The following is an 18,072-nucleotide window of genomic DNA, read 5'->3' on the forward strand; positions in this document are numbered from 1 at the left end:
CGATGGAAACCCGTATTGAAGACCTTCGACCAACTCTCCGTGATCGGTCTGCGCGAATGGATCAACCTGCCCGAGCTGGGCATGATCGGCCTGCGCGCGAAGATCGACACCGGTGCCAGCACCTCGACCCTGCATGCCAGCGACATAGTGCCCTTCGAGCGTGACGGCGTGCGCTGGGTGCGCTTCACCGCGCACTTCGGCACCCTGGTGCAGCGCCGCCACCCGTGCGAGGCCAAGGTGGTGACGGTGAAGACCATCAAGAGTTCCAACGGCCAGGCCCAGACCCGCTACGTGATCAGTACCACGCTGACCCTGGGCGACCGCAGCTGGCCAGTGGACTTCACCCTGGCCTGCCGCAAGACCATGCGCTATCGCGTACTGCTCGGCGCCCACGCCCTGGTCGACGGCCAGCTGGTGGTCAACCCGGCGCTGACCTACGTGCAAGACAAACCGCAGCTCCCCATTCTTTCCGGTGCCCAATGAAGATCGCCATCCTGTCGCGCAATCCGCGCCTGTACTCGACGCGTCGCCTGATCCAAGCCGGCGAGGAGCGTGGCCACGAGGTGGTGGTGATAGACACCCTGCGCGCCTACATGAACATCGCCAGCCACAAGCCGCAGATCCACTACCGCGGCCGCCCGCTGGAAGGCTTCGACGCGGTGATCCCGCGCATCGGCGCCTCGGTGACCTTCTATGGCTGCGCCGTGCTGCGCCAGTTCGAGATGCAGGGCGTGTTCCCGCTCAACGAGTCGGTGGCGATCAGTCGCTCGCGGGACAAGCTGCGCTCGCTGCAGCTGCTGTCGCGCAAGGGCATCGGCCTGCCGGTGACCGGCTTCGCCCACTCGCCGGACGACATTCCCGACCTGATCCAGATGGTCAACGGCGCCCCCCTGGTGATCAAGGTGCTGGAGGGCACCCAGGGCATCGGCGTGGTGCTCTGCGAGACGGAGAAGGCCGCCGAGTCGGTGATCGAGGCGTTCATGGGCCTGAAGCAGAACATCATGGTGCAGGAATACATCAAGGAAGCCGGCGGTGCCGACATCCGCTGCTTCGTGGTCGGCGACAAGGTGATCGCGGCGATGAAGCGCCAGGCCAAGCCCGGCGAGTTCCGTTCCAACCTGCACCGCGGCGGCGAGGCCAGCCTGATCAAGATCACCCCGGAAGAGCGCATGACCGCCATCCGCGCGGCCAAGGTGATGGGCCTGTCGGTGGCCGGCGTCGACATCCTGCGCTCTAACCACGGCCCGCTGGTGATGGAGGTGAACTCCTCGCCGGGCCTGGAGGGCATTGAGACCACCACCGGCAAGGACGTGGCCGGCATCATCATCGAGTACCTGGAGAAGAACGCCATTCCGGGACAGACCCGCACCCGCGGGCGTGGCTGACCAGTTGTCCGCCGCCGAGTCGCCTATCCGAGAGGCAGGCCGGCTCCCGCGTTACGCTCCATCCACTCGATAAACTCCCGCTCGCCCAGGGGCCGCCCCAGATGGAAGCCCTGGCCCAGCGCGCAGTCGTGCCGGCGTAGCCAGTCGAGCTGGACCTCGTTCTCCACGCCCTCGGCCACGCACTCCAGGCCCAGGTTGCGCGCGATCATCAGGATGGTCTCCACCAGCATGCCGCCACTGGCGTCGCCTTCCAGGTCGTGGATGAAACTGCGGTCGATCTTCAGACGGTCCAGCGGCAGGCGCTTGAGGTAGGTGAGCGACGAGTAGCCGGTGCCGAAGTCGTCGATGGCGAAGCGCACACCCTGGGCCTTGAGCGCCAGCATGGTGGCGATGCAGTGTTCGACATCCTCCAGCAGCACGCCCTCGGTGATCTCCAGCTCCAGCGCGCCGTTGGGCAGCGCATGGCGGCGCAGGCAGTCGCCGACGCGCTGGACGCAATCGGCCTGGCGCAGCTCGCGCGGGCTGAGGTTGACCGCCAGCACCAGCTGCGGCCAGTCGGCCTGCCAGCGCGCCAGGCTGGCGCAGGCGTGCTCCAGCACCCAATGGCCGAGCTCGTGGATCAGCCCGGTCTCCTCGGCCAGCGGGATGAACTGCACCGGCGAAATCTCGCCGCGCTCCGGATGGCGCCAGCGCAGCAGCACCTCGGCACCGGCGATGCGCCCGCTGGCCAGCTCCAGCTGCGGCTGGAACACCAGGTACAGCTGGTCGCGGGCCATGGCCAGGCGCAGCTCGCTCTGCAGCTGCAGGCGTTGATCGATCACCGCCTGCATCTCCGGGGCGAAGAAATGCAGGGCGTTGCGCCCGGAATGCTTGGCCCGGTACATCGCCGTGTCCGACTGCTTGAGGGCGTCGGCGGCGTCCTGGCCGGCCAGCGGATGCAGGGTGATGCCGATGCTGCCGGTCACCATCAGATCGTGACCCTGCACCTGGAAACTGCCGCGCAGGCTGGCCAGCAGCTTGTCGCCCACCTCAGCGGCCAGTTCGGCGGCCATGGCCTGGCTGTCGGCCAGGGTCTCCAGGAGCACCACGAACTCGTCACCGCCGAGCCTGGCCAGGGTGTCTTCGGCGCGCAGGCTGTGGCCGAGACGGGCGGTGACTTCGCGCAGCAGGTCATCGCCGACGTGATGGCCGAGGCTGTCGTTGACCGTCTTGAAGTGGTCCAGGTCGATGAACAGCAGCGCGCCGAAACTGCCCTCGCGGCGCTCGCGGGCCATGGCGTGCTGCAGGCGGTCCTGCAGCAGGCGGCGGTTGGGCAGGCCGGTCAGTTCGTCGCTGTAGGCCAGGCGCTCGATCTCGCGCTGGTAGCGCTGGCGCTCGGAAATATCGGTGACGCTGGCGCGGATAAGCAGGGGTTCGCCGGGCATGCGCACCAGGCGGATCTCGCAGGGCAGCAGGCGGCCGCCGAGGTCGCGGTGCAGCCATTCGAACACCGGTGTCTCGCCGGCGATGGCGGCATCGATGTGCTGCCGACCGAGCGGTTCCGACAGACTGCCATCGGCCTGGTGCGGTGGGCTCAGCTCGGTCGGCTTGCGTCCGATCAGCTCGGCGCGGCTGCAGCGGAACAGGCGCAGGGCGTTGGCATTGGCGTCGATAATGCCGCCGTCGGGGCTGAACAGCAGGATCGCCTCCGGCGCGTGTTCGACCAGGGTGCGGTAGCGCGCCTCGGCCTCGTGGCGCGCGGTGATGTCTTCCACCAGGGCCAGGCAGGCCTCCAGCTGGCCACTCGGGTCACGCACCGCACGCAGGCTGAGGCGGGCGTAGACGATGCTGCCGTCCTTGCGCAGGAAGCGCTTCTCCAGCTCGTAGTCGTCGCGCTCGCAGCTGCAGATGGCGGCGAACAGCGCCTCCTCGCGCTCGATGTCCTGCGGATGGGTAATCTCCAGCCAGTGGCTGGCACGCAGCTCGTCGCGGTTGCGACCGAGAATCTGGCACAGCTTGAAGTTCACCTCCAGCCACTGACGCTGCGGGCTGACCATGGCCATGCCGATCAGCGGCGCCTCGAAGAACAGGCGCAGCCACTCGTCGCGTTCACGCAGGCGGCGCTCGGTGCGGCGGCGCTCACTGATGTCCTGGATCGCCCCGTATAGACGCACCACCTGCTCGCCGTCGCGCTCGGCGAAGCCCTTCAGGCGCACCCAGCGCGCAGTGCCGCGGGCACCGAGCAGACGCACTTCGAGGTCGAACGGCTCGCCGGTCTGCAGCACCCGCTCCAGGGTCTCGTTCATCAGCTTCTGGCTGGGCGCATCGTAGCGATCCAGCGAGCCCTGCATGTCCGGCGCGCCGCCGGCCGGGTCGAGCTCGTTGAGGCGGAAGCAGCCCTCGGTCCAGTACATGCGCTGGGTCACCAGGTCCAGCACCCAGCCACCGATGTCCGCCACCTCCTCGGTCTGGGTCAGCAGATGGGCCTGGCGCAGCAGTTCCTCGCGGCGCTGGGCCAGCTCGGCGGCAAGGCGCTCGCGCTCGCTGACATCGTTGTTCAGCGCCACCAGGTGGCTGACCTCGCCGTTTTCGTCGAGCAGCGGCGCCACCGTTATCTCGTTCCAGAACTGCTGACCGTTCTTGCGGTAGTTGCGCAGCACCTCCTGGTGCGCCACGCCGTGGCGGATTGCATGGCGCACCCGCAGCAGGCCGCTCTGCGACTCGTCCTGGTCGATCAGCAGACGGCTGGAGGTACCGATGATCTCCTCGCGGGAATAGCCGCTGATGCGCTCCAGCGCCGGGTTGCAGTAGATGAAGGGCACGCCGGGCTGACGCAGGTCGGAGATCGACACGCCGAGCGGGCAGGACTGCAGCGCCAGATTGGCCAGGGCCAGCTCCTTCTGCATCGCCGCGCTGCGCCGCAGGGTATTGCGCAGGTCACCGAGGGCGCGGCCCACCAGCAGCGCGGCGAGCATCATCAGCAGCACACTGAAGTGCATCTCCAGGCGCTGCGGCGCGCCCCATTCCAGCTTGCTGCCGAGGCCCCCGGCCAGCGGCAGTAGGAGCACCGTCAGCGCCGTCAGCGCCGTGCCCCAGAGCGCACCGGCGAAACCCCAGAGCAGGGCCAGCGCCAGCAGCATGACGCCGATCAGCGGCAGGATCAGCAGCAGCGGCAGGAAGCACAGCGACAACGGCAGCACGGCCAGCAGCACCGGCAGCAGCCACCAGGGCAGCACCCGCACGCCGACGCCCTCCTCGCCCAGGGCCGGCCCCGCCAGCAGAGCCCAGCCGCGCCGCTGCAGACGCCGGGTCAACAGGCACAGCAGGGGCAGGGACACGGCCAGGGCGATCAGGCTGTCGAGCAGCCACATTTCGAGGATCGCCTCGCGCCACTGAGACTCCAGTCGGCCAGTAAGCAGCAGACCACCCTGGACCAGCAGGGCGCCGAGCAGCGCCGGGGCCAGCACCCCGAGCAGGACGAAGCGCAGCAGGCTGGCGACATCCGGCAGCGCCGCGTTGCCGCGCCGGCCCAGGGCCAGCCAGGCAAGACCGATGGCGAGGGTTTCCGGCAGCGCATGCAGCGGCGCCCACTGCCAGTCCAGGCCCCACAGCGGCGCGCTGAGCACGGCGTTGAGATAGAGCGCCAGCAGCACGCGGGGCCCCCACCAGAGCACGGCACACAGGCCGAGGGCGAACGGCAGGTAGCACAGCGCGGCACCGGTGGCGTACTGGGTCGACAATGACAGCCAGGTGGCCAGGTGCAGCAGCGGCAGCGGCAGCCACCAGGTCCATCGCGGCAGAGGAGCGGAATCTACGGCCATGCTGACCTCATGCGGATCACCAGAGCAGCATAGATCAGGCCTGCTAGAGCGGTCGGCCGAGGCCCGCGGGGGTGCTTTACCGAGAGGCGCCGCGCGCCGTCAGTTGGCGTCGCGCGGCAGCAGCAGGCCCAGCGGCAGGCAGATGCGTGCCTCCAGGCCGCCGCCGGAACGGTTGCGCAGCTCCACGCTGCCGCCGTGCAGCGCAGCGATGCGCTTGACGATGGCCAGGCCCAGGCCGGTGCCCTTGCCGCCACGGGCGCGATCGCCGCGGATGAAGGGATTGAAGATCTCGCCCATCTCCGCCGGGGCGATGCCCGGGCCGCGATCCAGCACGCTGAGCACCACATAGGGCGCGCTCTCGTCGCCGGCGACGTTGGCCACCACTTCCACGCCCTGGCCGCCGTAGCGCAGGGCGTTGTCCAGCAGGTTGACCAGCAGGCGCTTGAGTGACACCCGGCGCAGCGGGAAGGCCGGCACCTGCTCCAGGCACAGGCGCACACGCTCCTCCTGCTGGTTGTACGGCGCCACCGTCTCGCGCACCAGCTCGTCGAGCAGCACCGGCTCGGGCTTCTCGTCGCGGCCGTCGCGGATGAAGGCGAGGAACTGGTCGAGGATCGCGTCCATATGCTCGATGTCGCGGATCATGTCCTCGCTCATCTCGGCATCGCCGCCGAGCATCTCCAGCGACAGGCGCAGGCGCGTCAGCGGCGTGCGCAGGTCGTGTGACACCCCGGCCAGCATCAGCTCGCGCTCGCGGGCGCCCTGCTCGATATTCTCCGCCATCTGGTTGAAGGCGCGGTACACCTCGGTCATCTCGCTCGGCGTGTCGCTCACCGGCAGGCGCACGCTGCGCCCCTGGCCGAACTGGCGGGCGGCGAACACCAGGCGCTTGAGCGGCGCATTGAGCTGACGCACGAAGATCCAGGCGGCGGCGGTGGACAGCAGACCGATGCCGAGGAACCAGCCGAGCACGCTCCAGATCTTCTGCCCGCGCAGCGGGTGCGGGTAGAGCGGCACCTTGAGCCAGTCCGGCCCCAGGCTCGGCGCGCGCACCCACAGCGCCGGCGGGCTCTGCACCCGCACCCGCACCTCGGTGTCCGGGCCCAGTTCGGCCTGCATCTGGCGTAAGAAGATTTCCGAATAGGGCCAGTGCTGCTCGGTGGCCGGCACCTTGTCCTGCGCCACCCGGCTCAGCGTCGCCGCCTCGGCGATATGCGCGCGGTCCTCCGGCTCCGCCGCCCAGTAGGCGCGCAGGGTCAGCGCCGCGCCGTGGCTGTACTGGCGGTCGACCAGCATGTCCTCGTTCATCATCAGATAGACCAGGGTCAGCGCCTTGGAAAACAGCACGACGATGAGCACCAGCCACAGGGTGCGGGCGAAGAAGCTCTGCGGGAACCAGACGGGGGTTTTCATCAGGAAAGGGGCTTACTTGTTACCGTCCGGCACGAAGACATAGCCCACGCCCCAGACGGTCTGGATATAGCGCGGCTTGGACGGGTCCGGCTCGATCAGCCGGCGCAGACGGGAGATCTGCACGTCGATGGAGCGCTCCAGGGCGTCCCACTCGCGGCCGCGGGCCAGGTTCATCAGCTTGTCGCGGGTCAGCGGCTCGCGGGCGTGCTGGACCAGGGCCTTGAGCACGGCGAACTCGCCGGTGGTAAGCATGTGCAGCTCGTCGCCCTTCTTCAGCTCGCGGGTGGCCAGGGAAAGTTCGTAGTCGCCGAAGGTGACGGTCTCGTCCTCGCTGGCCGGGGCGCCCGGTACCACCGGCGCCTGGCGGCGCAGCACGGCCTTGATCCGCGCCAGCAGCTCGCGCGGGTTGAAGGGTTTGGCCAGGTAATCGTCGGCGCCGCCTTCCAGACCCTGGATGCGGCTGGCCTCGTCGCCCTTGGCGGTGAGCATGATGATCGGCATCTGGTTGTTCGCCTCGCGCAGGCGGCGGCAGGCGGACAGACCGTCCTCGCCCGGCAGCATGAGATCGAGCACCAGCAGCTGGAACAGCTCGCGGGCCAGCAGGCGGTCCATCTGCTCGACGTTCTCCACGGCGCGTACGCGGTAGCCCTGCTCGCTGAGGAAGCGCTCCAGCAGGCGGCGCAGGCCGGGATCGTCGTCGACGATGAGGATCTTCTCGCCTTCGACTGCGGGTGTACTGCTCATGTTCTCTCCTGTCCGAGGTGGCGCGGCATTATCGCCCAGAGCCGCAGCGCGGCGGCTCGACCATTGTTAGCAGATTTTTCCCCGAACGGTTCCCAATGCTTTTCGACCCGGTGTTTATAATGCGGCGCTTTCGCGTCGGTACCGGCGTGGTTTTTCTGTCAGGTAGGGTTCATGGATAGCATCAACAAGCGTATCGCCGCCGAGCTCGGCGTCCTCCCGCAACAGGTCGCCGCCGCCGTGGCCCTGCTCGACGAAGGTTCCACCGTGCCCTTCATCGCCCGCTACCGGAAGGAAGTCACCGGCAGCCTGGACGACACCCAGCTGCGCCACCTGGAAGAGCGGCTGCGCTACCTGCGCGAGCTGGACGAGCGCCGCGCCGCGATCCTCGCCAGCATCGAGGAGCAGGGCAAGCTGACCCCCGAGCTGACCCGCGAAATCAACGAGGCCGATACCAAGACTCGCCTCGAAGACCTCTACCTGCCATACAAGCAGAAGCGCCGCACCAAGGGTCAGATCGCCCTGGAAGCCGGCCTCGGCGAGCTGGCCGACGGCCTGTTCAATGACCCGACGCTCAATCCCGAAGAACAGGCCGCGCGCTTCGTCGATGCCGAGAAGGGCTTCGCCGATGTGAAGGCCGTGCTGGAAGGCGCCAAGTACATCCTCATGGAGCGCTTCGCCGAAGACGCCAGCCTGCTCGACAAGCTGCGCTCCTTCCTCAAGCACGAGGCCACCCTCAGCGCCCGCGTGGTTGCTGGCAAAGAAGCCGAAGGCGCCAAGTTCAGCGACTACTTCGAGCATGACGAAGCCCTCAAGGGCGTACCGTCGCACCGCGCGCTGGCGATCTTCCGCGGCCGCAACGAGGGCATCCTCGGCGCCAGCCTCAAAGTCGGCGACGAGGCCCCGGGCACCATGCACCCGTGCGAGCTGATGATCGCCGAGCGCTTCGGCATCGAGCAGCGCGGCCGCGCCGCCGACAGGTGGCTGGGCGAGGTAGTGCGCTGGACCTGGAAGGTCAAGCTCTACACCCACCTGGAAACCGACCTGCTCGGCGAGCTGCGCGAGAAGGCCGAGGACGAGGCGATCACCGTGTTCGCCCGCAACCTGCACGACCTGCTGCTGGCCGCCCCGGCCGGCCCGCGCGCCACCCTGGCGCTGGACCCGGGCCTGCGCACCGGCTGCAAGGTGGCGGTGGTCGACGCCACCGGCAAGGTGCTGGAAACCGCCACCGTCTACCCGCATGCGCCGCGCAACGACTGGGACGGCACCCTGGCCATCCTCGCCAAGCTGTGCGCCAAGCACGCGGTGGACCTGATCTCGATCGGCAACGGCACCGCCAGCCGCGAGACCGACAAGCTGGCCATCGACCTGATCAAGAAGCTGCCGGCGCTCAAGCTGACCAAGGTGATGGTCTCCGAGGCCGGCGCCTCGGTGTACTCCGCCTCCGAGCTGGCCGCCCGCGAATTCCCGGATATGGACGTGTCGCTGCGCGGCGCCGTCTCCATCGCCCGCCGCCTGCAGGACCCGCTGGCCGAGCTGGTGAAGATCGACCCGAAATCCATCGGTGTCGGCCAGTACCAGCACGACGTGTCGCAGCTCAAGCTGGCCCGTTCGCTGGACGCGGTGGTCGAGGACTGCGTGAACGCCGTCGGCGTGGACGTGAACACCGCCTCCGCCGCCCTGCTGGCACGAATCTCCGGCCTCAACAGCACCCTGGCGCAGAACATCGTGCAGTTCCGCGATGCCAACGGCGCGTTCAAGAGCCGCAGCGAGCTGAAGAAAGTGCCGCGCCTGGGCGACAAGACCTTCGAGCAGGCTGCCGGCTTCCTCCGCGTGATGAATGGCGACAACCCGCTGGACGCCTCCGCCGTGCACCCGGAGACCTACCCGCTGGTGCAGCGCATCGCCGCCGATACTGGCCGCGACGTGCGCTCGCTGCTCGGCGACTCCAGCTTCCTGCGCAGCCTGGATCCCAAGCGCTTCACCGACGAAACGTTCGGCCTGCCGACCGTCACCGACATCCTCAAGGAACTGGACAAGCCGGGCCGCGACCCGCGCCCGGAGTTCAAGACCGCCGAGTTCCAGGAGGGCGTCGAGAGCCTCAAGGACCTGCAGCCGGGCATGATCCTGGAGGGCGTGGTGACCAACGTCACCAACTTCGGCGCCTTCGTCGACATCGGCGTGCACCAGGACGGTCTGGTGCACATCAGCGCCCTGTCGGAGAAGTTCGTCAAAGACCCCTACGAGGTCGTGAAGGCGGGCGATATCGTCAAAGTGAAGGTCATGGAAGTGGACATCCCGCGCAACCGCGTCGGCCTGACCATGCGCATGAGCGACACCCCCGGCGAGAAGGTCGATGGTCCGCGTGGCGGACAATCCCGTGGCGGCCAGTCCCGCGGCAATGGCGGCAACCAGCCGCGCAGCGAGCGCCACTCCAGCCAGGACAAGCCGGCCCCGGCCAACGCGGCCATGGCCTCGCTGTTCGCCAACGCCAAGCAGCTGAGGAAGTGAGTCATGAGTGACGCGCCCGTCGGCAAGCAAAGCAACTTCAGCCGCCTGCTCGGCATCCGCATCCTGCGTGCCGAGAATGGCGAAGCCGAGCTGCGCATGGACATGCAGGAGCAGATGCTCAACCTGCACGGGCGCATGCACGGCGGCGCGCTCTACTCGCTGATCGACACCGCCCTCGGCCAGGCCAGCCACAGCCTGTTCGACGGCGAGGCCGGCAGCATGACCCTGGAATGCAAGGTCAACTACATCCGCGGCGTCGAGTCCGGCGAGGTGGTCTGCCACGCCCGCGTGCTCAACGGCGGACGCAAGGTGCATGTGCTGGAGGCCAAGGTGGAACAGGGCGACAAGCTGATCGCCACCGCCCAGGCCACCTTTATCTGCAAGTGATCTGACTCCCTCTCCCTCCGGGAGAGAGGAGCTAGAGGCATTGCGCAGAGCCGGGCTGTCGGCGCATCCTCCCCTTCCGGTCAGGCGACAGCGTCCGTCCGTACCCGACTTGCAGTGTGGCGGCTCCACCCCCATATAGGGGCGACCGTCGAGTGAAGGAACAAGAATCTTGAGCGATCTCCTCTCCCGCCGCCTGGCTCTGCTCGGCGATGCCGCCCACCTGTCCCTGCTCACCCAGTGCCTGCACGGCATCGAGCGCGAGACCCTGCGCGTGACCGAACAGGGCGAGCTGGCGCAAACCGGACACCCGGTTGCACTCGGCTCGGCGCTGACCCATCCGCAGATCACCACCGACTATTCCGAGGCCCTGCTGGAGTTCATCACCCCGGCCGAGCCGAACCCGGCCGACACCCTGGCCGACCTGGAGCGCATCCATCGCTTCGCCGCCAGCCAGCTGGACGGCGAATACCTATGGAGCCCGTCCATGCCCGGCGTGCTGCCGGACGAGGCGGACATCCCGATCGCCCGCTACGGCAACTCCAATATCGGTCGCCTCAAGTACGTGTATCGCCAGGGCCTGGCCCTGCGCTACGGCAAGACCATGCAGTGCATCGCCGGCATCCACTACAACTTCAGCCTGGCCGAGGGCCTGTGGCCGTTGCTGCAGCGGCTGGACGGCGACACGCAGAGCGCACGCGACTACCAGTCCGCCAGCTACATCGCGCTGATCCGCAACTTCCGCCGCTACAGCTGGCTGCTGATGTACCTGTTCGGCGCCTCGCCGGCACTGGACGCCAGCTTCCTGCGCGGCCGCCCGCACCAGCTGCAGCCGCTGGACGCCGATACCCTGCACCTGCCGTACGCCACCAGCCTGCGCATGAGCGACCTGGGCTACCAGAGCAGCGCCCAGTCCGGCCTGACGCCCTGCTACAACGACCTGGCCAGCTACACCGAGAGCCTGCGTGCGGCGGTGGCCACGCCCTACCCGGCCTACGCCGAGATCGGCACCAAGGACGCCAATGGCGAGTGGCTGCAGCTCAACACCAACATCATCCAGATCGAAAACGAGTACTACTCGAGCATCCGCCCGAAGCGCGTCACCTATTCCGGCGAGCGGCCGATCCAGGCCCTGATGAGCCGCGGCGTGCAGTACGTGGAAGTGCGCTGCCTGGACATCAACCCCTACCTGCCGATGGGCATCGACCTGGACCAGGCGCGCTTCCTCGACGCCTTCATCCTGTTCTGCGCCCTGCAGGACAGCCCGCTGCTGGCCAGCGGCGTGTGTCGCGCCAGCACCGAGAACTTCCTCAAGACGGTCAAGGAAGGTCGCCGCCCCGGCCTGCACCTGCAGCGCGACGGCGAGCAGGTCGAGCTGCGGACCTGGGCCGGCGAACTGCTCGACGCCTTCGCCCCGATCGCCGCGCTGCTCGACCGCGCCTATGGCGGCGACGCCTACCAGACCGCCCTGCACCTGCAACGGCGCAAGGTCGAAGATCCGGCGCTGACCCCGTCGGCCCGGGTGCTGGCCGAGCTGAAGGACAGCGGCGAGAGCTTCCGCGCGTTCGCCCTGCGCCAGAGCAAGGCTCACGCCGCCACCTTCCGCGCCCAGCCGCTGAGCGCGACGGAGCAGGCGCAGTTCGAGGCAGCCGCGCGCCAGTCCCTGGCCGAACAGGCCGAACTGGAGCGTGCACCGGCCGGCGACTTCGACACCTTCGTCGCGGCCTATCAGGCGAGCATTCTCGGCATCAGCGTGTGAGGTGCGTGCCGATGCGCTCGGCACCGGTCTCGCCAGGCGCAGCGGTCAACGAACCGTCGCTTTAGCGGCAATTCGTCACAATTCCGCCACTTCGACCGTTCGCCCCTGACCGACGGTACGCCGCTGACGCCGGCAGGGGCTAGCCTGTGGGGAAACCCGCATTGGCGAACAGCCATGACGCCCGACGCAGACAACCACGACTGGAGCCTGGAAAGCCTGAACAAGGCCTACCAGCAAGGCTACATGGCCGGACTCACCGGCCAGCCGCAGCACGCGCAACCCTACCCCGTGGAAGTGCTGGCCGCCGCCTGGGAGGCCGGCTGGGACGACGGCAACGAGCAATTCAAGCTGCACCAGCGCCGTAGCGCCTGACATTCCCTACACCATGAAAAAAGGGCCGCAAGCGCGGCCCTTTTTCATTGCAGCGCCGCAGCGCTCACAACAGCTTTTCGAAGATCTTTGAGTTGCGCTGGTAGTTGTACAGCGAGGCGCGCGCCGCCGGCAGACGCTCGACGCCGCTGGGCTCGAAGCCGCGCTCCTGGAACCAGTGGGCGGTGCGCGTGGTGAGCACGAACAGAGTCTTCAGCCCCAGCGCCTTGGCGCGCTCCTCGATGCGCTCCAGCAGCTCGTCGCCGCGACCGCCGTGACGGTACTCGGGGTTCACCGCCAGGCAGGCCAGCTCGCCGGCGTCCGAGTCGGCGATGCGATACAGGGCGGCGCAGGCGATGATCAGGCCGTCGCGCTCGACGATGCTGAACTGCTCGATCTCGCGCTCCAGCACCTCGCGCGAGCGACGTACCAGGATGCCCTGGTCCTCCAGCGGGGTGATCAGGTCGATCAGCCCGCCGACGTCCTCGATGGTCGCCTCGCGCAGCGACTCGAACTGCTCCTGGTCGACCAGGGTGCCGCCGCCATCGCGGGTGAACAGCTCGGTGAGCAGCGAGCCGTCTTCCATGTAGCTGACGATATGGCTGCGCTTGACCCCGCCACGGCAGGCCTGGGCCGCGGCATCCAGCAGCTCGGCCTGGTAGCAGCTGCCGAGCCGCGCTAGGTGCGCCGGCACCTGCTGCGGACGCAGCTCGCGCACCAGCTTGCCGCTCTCGTCGAGCAGGCCGCGCTCGGCGCTGAACAACAGCAGCTTGTCGGCCTGCAGGTCGATGGCGGCGCGGGTGGCGACGTCCTCGCAGGCCAGGTTGAAGATCTCCCCGGTGGGCGAATAGCCGAGCGACGACAGCAGCACGATGCTGCGCTCGTCGAGCAGGCGGCCGATGCCCTTGCGGTCGACCCGGCGCACCTCGCCGGTGTGGTGGTAGTCGATGCCATCGACCACGCCGATCGGCCGTGCGGTGACGAAGTTGCCGCCGCTCACGCGCAGGCGCGAGCCCTGCATCGGCGAGGCGGCCATATCCATCGACAGGCGTGCCTCGATGGCGATGCGCAGGCGGCCGACGGCGTCGATCACGCAATCCAGGGTCGGGCCGTCGGTGATGCGCAGGTCGCGGTGATAGCGCGGAGTCAGGCCGCGCTCGGCCAGGCGTGCCTCGATCTGCGGACGCGAGCCGTGCACCAGCACCAGGCGCACACCGAGGCTGTGCAGCAGCACCAGGTCGTGGACGATATTGCCGAAATTCGGGTGTTCCACACCCTCGCCAGGCAGCATGACCACGAAGGTGCAGTCACGGTGGGCGTTGATGTAGGGCGAAGCGTGGCGGAGCCAGTTGACGTAGTCGTGCATGAAGGAGCCTGTGAGCGGGGACGGACGAGCGATGGTTTGCCTCTCCGCAAGCGGAGAAGGAAGGTCGGTCTAGCGTCGTCGCAACATCGGTGCTCCCCTTAGGCTGGGCGGGTCATAGGCAGTAGTGCTGGATCAGCTGGCGCAGCAGGCGCACCGTCGGCTCGATGCGCGCCAGCTCCAGGAACTCCCCCGGCTGGTGGGCACAGGCGATGTCGCCGGGGCCGAGGACGATGGTCTCGCAGCCGAGCTGCTGAAGATACGGGGCTTCGGTACCGAATGCCACCGACTGCGCCGCATGCCCGGTGAGCTTTTCCGCCAGGCGCACCAGTTCGCTGTCGGCGCGCTGCTCGAATGGCGGCACATTGGCGAACAGCGGCGCGTAGTCGATCTTCACCTGGTGCCGCTCGGCCAGCGGCCGCAGCTTGCCGCGAATGGCCGCGCGCAGCTGCTCCGGGTCCATGCCCGGAAGCGGGCGCAGGTCGAACTCCAGGGAACACTGGCCACAGATGCGGTTGGGGTTGTCGCCGCCATGGATGCAACCGAGGTTGAGGGTCGGCTGCGGCACCCCGAACTGCGGGTTGTTGAACTCGCGCTGCCACTGGCTGCGCAGCTCGCGCAGCGCGCCGATGGCGTCGTGCATGGCCTCCAGGGCGCTGTGGCCGAGGCTAGGGTCGGAGCTGTGGCCGCTCTGTCCGAGAATATCGATGCGCTCCATCATCACGCCCTTGTGCAGGCGGATCGGCTTCAGGCCGGTCGGCTCGCCGATCACCGCGGCGCGCCCCAGGGGCTGGCCGGCCTCGGCCAGGGCGCGGGCGCCGGCCATCGAGCTTTCCTCGTCGCAGGTCGCCAGCACCAGCAGCGGCTGCCTGAACGGCTGATCGAGCAGGCTGCGCACCGCCTCGATCACCAGCGGGAAGAAGCCCTTCATGTCGCACACGCCGAGGCCGACCCAGCGGTCGCCCTGCGCCGTCAGCTTGAGCGGATCGCTCTGCCACAAGGCGGCGTCGAACGGCACCGTGTCGCTGTGCCCGGCCAGCACCAGGCCGCCGGGGCCGCAGCCGAGGGTGGCCAGCAGGTTGGCCTTGCCCGGTGCCACTTCCTGGATCTCGCAGGCGAAGCCGAGGTCGCCCAGCCAGCCGGCCAGCAGGTCGATCACCGCGCGATTGGACTGATCCCAGTGCGGCTGGGTACAGCTCACCGACGGGGTGGCGATCAGCGCAGCGAACTGGTCCTGCAGGGAGGGAAGCGACATGGGGATTCTCCGTGGCATGCCCCATCATAGAGAGGCCGGCGCCCGCTGCCTATGCCGCGGCGGGACGACCTTTCGTCCGGCTGACATGACTGGAAACGACCGTTCGAGCAGAACTTGCTGTCATCTGGCATACTTCGCGCCCCATTTTCCGGTCACGAAAACGTCATGTTCGAGATATTCAGCGGGCTCGATGCCTGGGTCGCCATCGGTCTGGTGCTAGCCCTGGCCTTTGTCCTGACCTTCGAATTCATCAACGGTTTCCACGACACCGCCAACGCGGTGGCCACGGTGATCTACACCAAGGCGATGCCGCCGCACCTGGCGGTAATCGCCTCCGGCATCTTCAACTTCCTCGGCGTGGTCCTCGGCGGTATCGGCGTGGCCTATGCCATCGTCCACTTGCTGCCGGTGGAGCTGCTGATCAACGTCAACACGACCCACGGCCTGGTGATGGTGTTCTCCCTGCTGACCGCGGCCATCGCCTGGAACCTGGGCACCTGGTACTTCGGCATCCCGGCCTCCAGCTCGCACACCCTGATCGGTTCGATCCTCGGCGTGGGCCTGGCCAACGCCCTGCTCACCAACATCTCGCTGGCCGACGGCGTGAACTGGCAGAAGGCGATCGATATCGGCCTGTCCCTGCTGCTCTCGCCGCTGGCCGGCTTCGCCGTGGCGGCGCTGATCCTGATCGCCCTGCGCCGCGCCTTCGCCGACTCGAAGATGCATGAGACCCCCGAGAGCCGCATGGAGGTCAAGGGTAAGAAGAAGCCGCCGTTCTGGAACCGCGTGGTACTGATCGCCTCCGCCATGGGCGTGAGCTTCGTGCACGGCTCCAACGACGGGCAGAAGGGTATCGGCCTGATCATGCTGGTGCTGATCGGCATCGTCCCGGCCAAGTTCGTGCTGGACCTGAACAGCACCACCTACCAGATCGAGCGCACCCGCGACGCCGCCGCGCACCTGCAGCAGTTCTACACCCGCAACCATGACGCGCTGAGCGACTACCTGGCCCTGGGCGAGAACGGCACCACCGAGCTGCCGGCCAAGTTCCGCTGCGACGCCAAACTGACCGAGGTGACCATCGCCACCCTGCTGGCAGACCTGCAGGGCGTCACCGACTACAACCAGATGGGCCAGGAAAAACGCACCCAGGTGCGCCGCTACCTGCTTTGCCTGGACGACACCGCGAAGAAGGTCGGCAAGCTGGACAGCCTGCCCAAGCGCGAGAAGGCGGACCTGGAGAAGCTGCGCAAGGACCTCACCGCCACCACCGAATACGCGCCCCTCTGGGTGATCTTCGCCGTGGCCCTGGCCCTGGGCATCGGCACCATGGTCGGCTGGAAGCGCGTGGTGCTGACCGTCGGCGAGAAGATCGGCAAGCAGGGCATGACCTACGCCCAGGGCATGAGCGCGCAGATCACCGCGTCCATCGCCATCGGCCTGGCCAACGTCTACAGTCTTCCGGTGTCGACCACCCACGTACTGTCGTCCGGCGTCGCCGGCACCATGGTCGCCAACAAGAGCGGCCTGCAATTCGGTACAGTGCGCAACATCCTGATGGCCTGGGTACTGACCCTGCCGGCCACCGTCCTGCTGTCCGCAGGTCTGTTCTGGGTGGGCGTGAAGCTGTTCGTCTGAACACCGCCCGCCGCATGACAAGGCCGCCCACGGGCGGCCTTGTTGTTTTCCGAATCGCTCCGAGAGTCCCGACATGGCCAAAGAAACCGAGATCAAGCTGCGCGTCAGCCGCGAAACCCTCGCCGCACTGCGCGACCATCCGCTGCTGAAGAAGCGCAACAAGTCCGGCTGGCAGACCCACGAGCTGTTCAACCAGTACTACGACACACCCGCGCGCGATCTGGCCGAGGCCCGCGTCGCGCTGCGCCTGCGCCGCGACGGCGAGCAGTTCATCCAGACCCTGAAGAGCCGCGGCCAGAGCGTGGCCGGGCTGTCCGAGCGCAACGAGTGGGACTGGCAGCTGAAGAAGGCCAAGCTCGATCTCAAGCTGCTCGGCGACGACTGCTGGCCGGCCAGCCTGGCCGAACTGGACAAGAAGAGCCTGCGGCCGCTGTTCACCACCGACTTCGTCCGCGAGAAGGCCGAGATCGCCTGGGGCCGCGGCAAGGCCAAGACGGTGATCGAGGCGGCCCTGGACCTGGGCAAGGTGGTCGCCGGCGAGGGCGAGGAAGAAATCTGCGAGCTGGAACTGGAGCTGCGCGAAGGCGAGCCGGCCGCCCTGCTGGAGCTGGCCTGCGAGCTGGCCGCCGACCTGCCGCTGATGCCCTGCGACATCAGCAAGGCCGAGCGCGGCTATCGCCTGTTCGACTCCAGCAGCTACAGCCTGAGCCTGCCGCTGCCGGAACTGAACGCCGAGATGACGCTGGACGACGCCTTCGCCGCGCTGGCCTGGCACCTGCTCGGCAGCAGTCAGCGCCTGGCCGAGCAGTACCGCTGGAACGGTCACTGGAAGCTGCTGGAACAGTGGCTGCAACAGCTGATTGACCTGCGCGCCCTGCTCAGCAGCCTCGGCCAGGCCGCGCCACGCGCCTCCAGCCGCGAACTGCGCCAAGGCCTCGACGCGCTGCTGGTCGACTGGCGCCCACGCCTGGCCGCCGGCCGCGACGACGAGGCCCTGCGCCACAACGCGCCGGCCATGTTCGCCGGCGAGCTGCAGGGCAATCGCTGGGGGCTGCTGTCCCTGCAGCTGTCGCGCTGGCTGCTGCAACGCGGCTGGACGATCGGCCGCAACCCGCGCGGCGATCGCCAGGGCGCGGCGACGCTGGGCAACTGGCTGCCTACGTTGCTTAGCGAGGAAGCCGCGGGCCTGCGCCTGAAGCACTACCAGCAGTTTCCCGAGGGGCTGGCCGAGCAGCTGCCGCGCCTCGAGCGCATCCAGGCCTGGCTGCGCCTGGCCCGCCAGGTGCCGGAGCTGCCCGAGCTGGATCGCCTGTACGGCGAGCTGGGCAAGCTGCAAGCGCTGTTCGCCCCGGCCAACGACCCCGAGGCGCTGGCCGCACGCGTGGCACAGGCCCATACTGTGGCGACGCTCAAACCCTGGAAGCTGCTGCTGAAATAAGCTGCTCACCCCGTCA

The 18,072-nt window shown here is 68.1% G+C and carries 13 protein-coding genes; 8 read left to right on the forward strand and 5 right to left on the reverse strand.

What is annotated here, in order from left to right; all coding sequences use genetic code 11:
* Positions 1-15 precede the first annotated feature (15 nt).
* Positions 16-483, forward strand: a complete 468-nt coding sequence (gene rimB, locus OH686_RS10825; RefSeq protein ID WP_289538511.1) for a retropepsin-like aspartic endopeptidase RimB — start codon at positions 16-18, stop codon at positions 481-483.
* Positions 480-1,385: a 30S ribosomal protein S6--L-glutamate ligase gene (gene rimK / locus OH686_RS10830; RefSeq protein WP_137973662.1), complete on the forward strand. Its 906-nt coding sequence runs from the start codon at positions 480-482 to the stop codon at positions 1,383-1,385. The genes rimB and rimK overlap by 4 nt, the downstream gene beginning before the upstream one ends.
* Positions 1,386-1,408: 23 nt before the next feature.
* Here rimK and OH686_RS10835 read toward each other — a convergent pair whose 3' ends face one another.
* From OH686_RS10835 to ompR, 3 genes are all read right to left on the reverse strand, one after another.
* Positions 1,409-5,185 carry a sensor domain-containing protein gene (locus tag OH686_RS10835; protein WP_289538514.1) on the reverse strand — a complete coding sequence of 1,259 codons (3,777 nt, stop codon included), beginning with the start codon at positions 5,183-5,185 and terminating at the stop codon, positions 1,409-1,411.
* Positions 5,186-5,284: 99 nt separating this feature from the next.
* Complete coding sequence (locus OH686_RS10840; RefSeq protein WP_137973664.1) at positions 5,285-6,598, reverse strand: ATP-binding protein; 1,314 nt, start codon at positions 6,596-6,598, stop codon at positions 5,285-5,287.
* A 12-nt stretch (positions 6,599-6,610) separates the two neighbouring features.
* On the reverse strand, positions 6,611-7,342 hold the full coding sequence (ompR, locus tag OH686_RS10845; protein ID WP_137973665.1) for an osmolarity response regulator transcription factor OmpR: 732 nt from the start codon (positions 7,340-7,342) through the stop codon (positions 6,611-6,613).
* 171 nt (positions 7,343-7,513) lie between these two features.
* Here ompR and OH686_RS10850 point away from each other — a divergent pair, with 171 nt between their 5' ends.
* The 4 genes from OH686_RS10850 to rmf all read left to right on the forward strand — a co-directional run bounded on the left by OH686_RS10850 (position 7,514) and on the right by rmf (position 12,365).
* Complete coding sequence (locus tag OH686_RS10850; RefSeq protein ID WP_289538517.1) at positions 7,514-9,850, forward strand: Tex family protein; 2,337 nt, start codon at positions 7,514-7,516, stop codon at positions 9,848-9,850.
* Between the two features lie 3 nt (positions 9,851-9,853).
* Positions 9,854-10,237: a PaaI family thioesterase gene (locus tag OH686_RS10855; RefSeq protein WP_289538519.1), complete on the forward strand. Its 384-nt coding sequence runs from the start codon at positions 9,854-9,856 to the stop codon at positions 10,235-10,237.
* A 169-nt stretch (positions 10,238-10,406) separates the two neighbouring features.
* Entirely contained in the window at positions 10,407-11,993 is a 1,587-nt protein-coding gene (gene gshA, locus OH686_RS10860) for a glutamate--cysteine ligase (protein ID WP_289538521.1), read from the forward strand.
* Positions 11,994-12,167: 174 nt separating this feature from the next.
* Entirely contained in the window at positions 12,168-12,365 is a 198-nt protein-coding gene (rmf, locus tag OH686_RS10865; RefSeq protein ID WP_137973669.1) for a ribosome modulation factor, read from the forward strand.
* Between the two features lie 64 nt (positions 12,366-12,429).
* Here the strand turns inward: rmf and argA are convergent, their stop codons facing one another.
* Together argA and argE are read right to left on the reverse strand one after the other, a co-directional pair.
* Positions 12,430-13,728, reverse strand: a complete 1,299-nt coding sequence (gene argA / locus OH686_RS10870; RefSeq protein ID WP_192399107.1) for an amino-acid N-acetyltransferase — start codon at positions 13,726-13,728, stop codon at positions 12,430-12,432.
* 112 nt (positions 13,729-13,840) lie between these two features.
* Complete coding sequence (gene argE, locus OH686_RS10875; RefSeq protein WP_289538523.1) at positions 13,841-14,980, reverse strand: acetylornithine deacetylase; 1,140 nt, start codon at positions 14,978-14,980, stop codon at positions 13,841-13,843.
* Positions 14,981-15,145: 165 nt separating this feature from the next.
* On the opposite strand from argE, the gene OH686_RS10880 reads away from it, so the two are divergent.
* Both OH686_RS10880 and OH686_RS10885 read left to right on the forward strand, forming a co-directional pair.
* Positions 15,146-16,618, forward strand: a complete 1,473-nt coding sequence (locus OH686_RS10880) for an inorganic phosphate transporter (protein ID WP_289538525.1) — start codon at positions 15,146-15,148, stop codon at positions 16,616-16,618.
* Positions 16,619-16,691: 73 nt separating this feature from the next.
* Entirely contained in the window at positions 16,692-18,056 is a 1,365-nt protein-coding gene (locus OH686_RS10885; protein ID WP_289538527.1) for a CYTH domain-containing protein, read from the forward strand.
* The last annotated feature ends 16 nt before the right edge of the window (positions 18,057-18,072 follow it).

The sequence above is a fragment of the Pseudomonas sp. SO81 genome (assembly GCF_030374125.1).
Taxonomy (GTDB): domain Bacteria; phylum Pseudomonadota; class Gammaproteobacteria; order Pseudomonadales; family Pseudomonadaceae; genus Aquipseudomonas.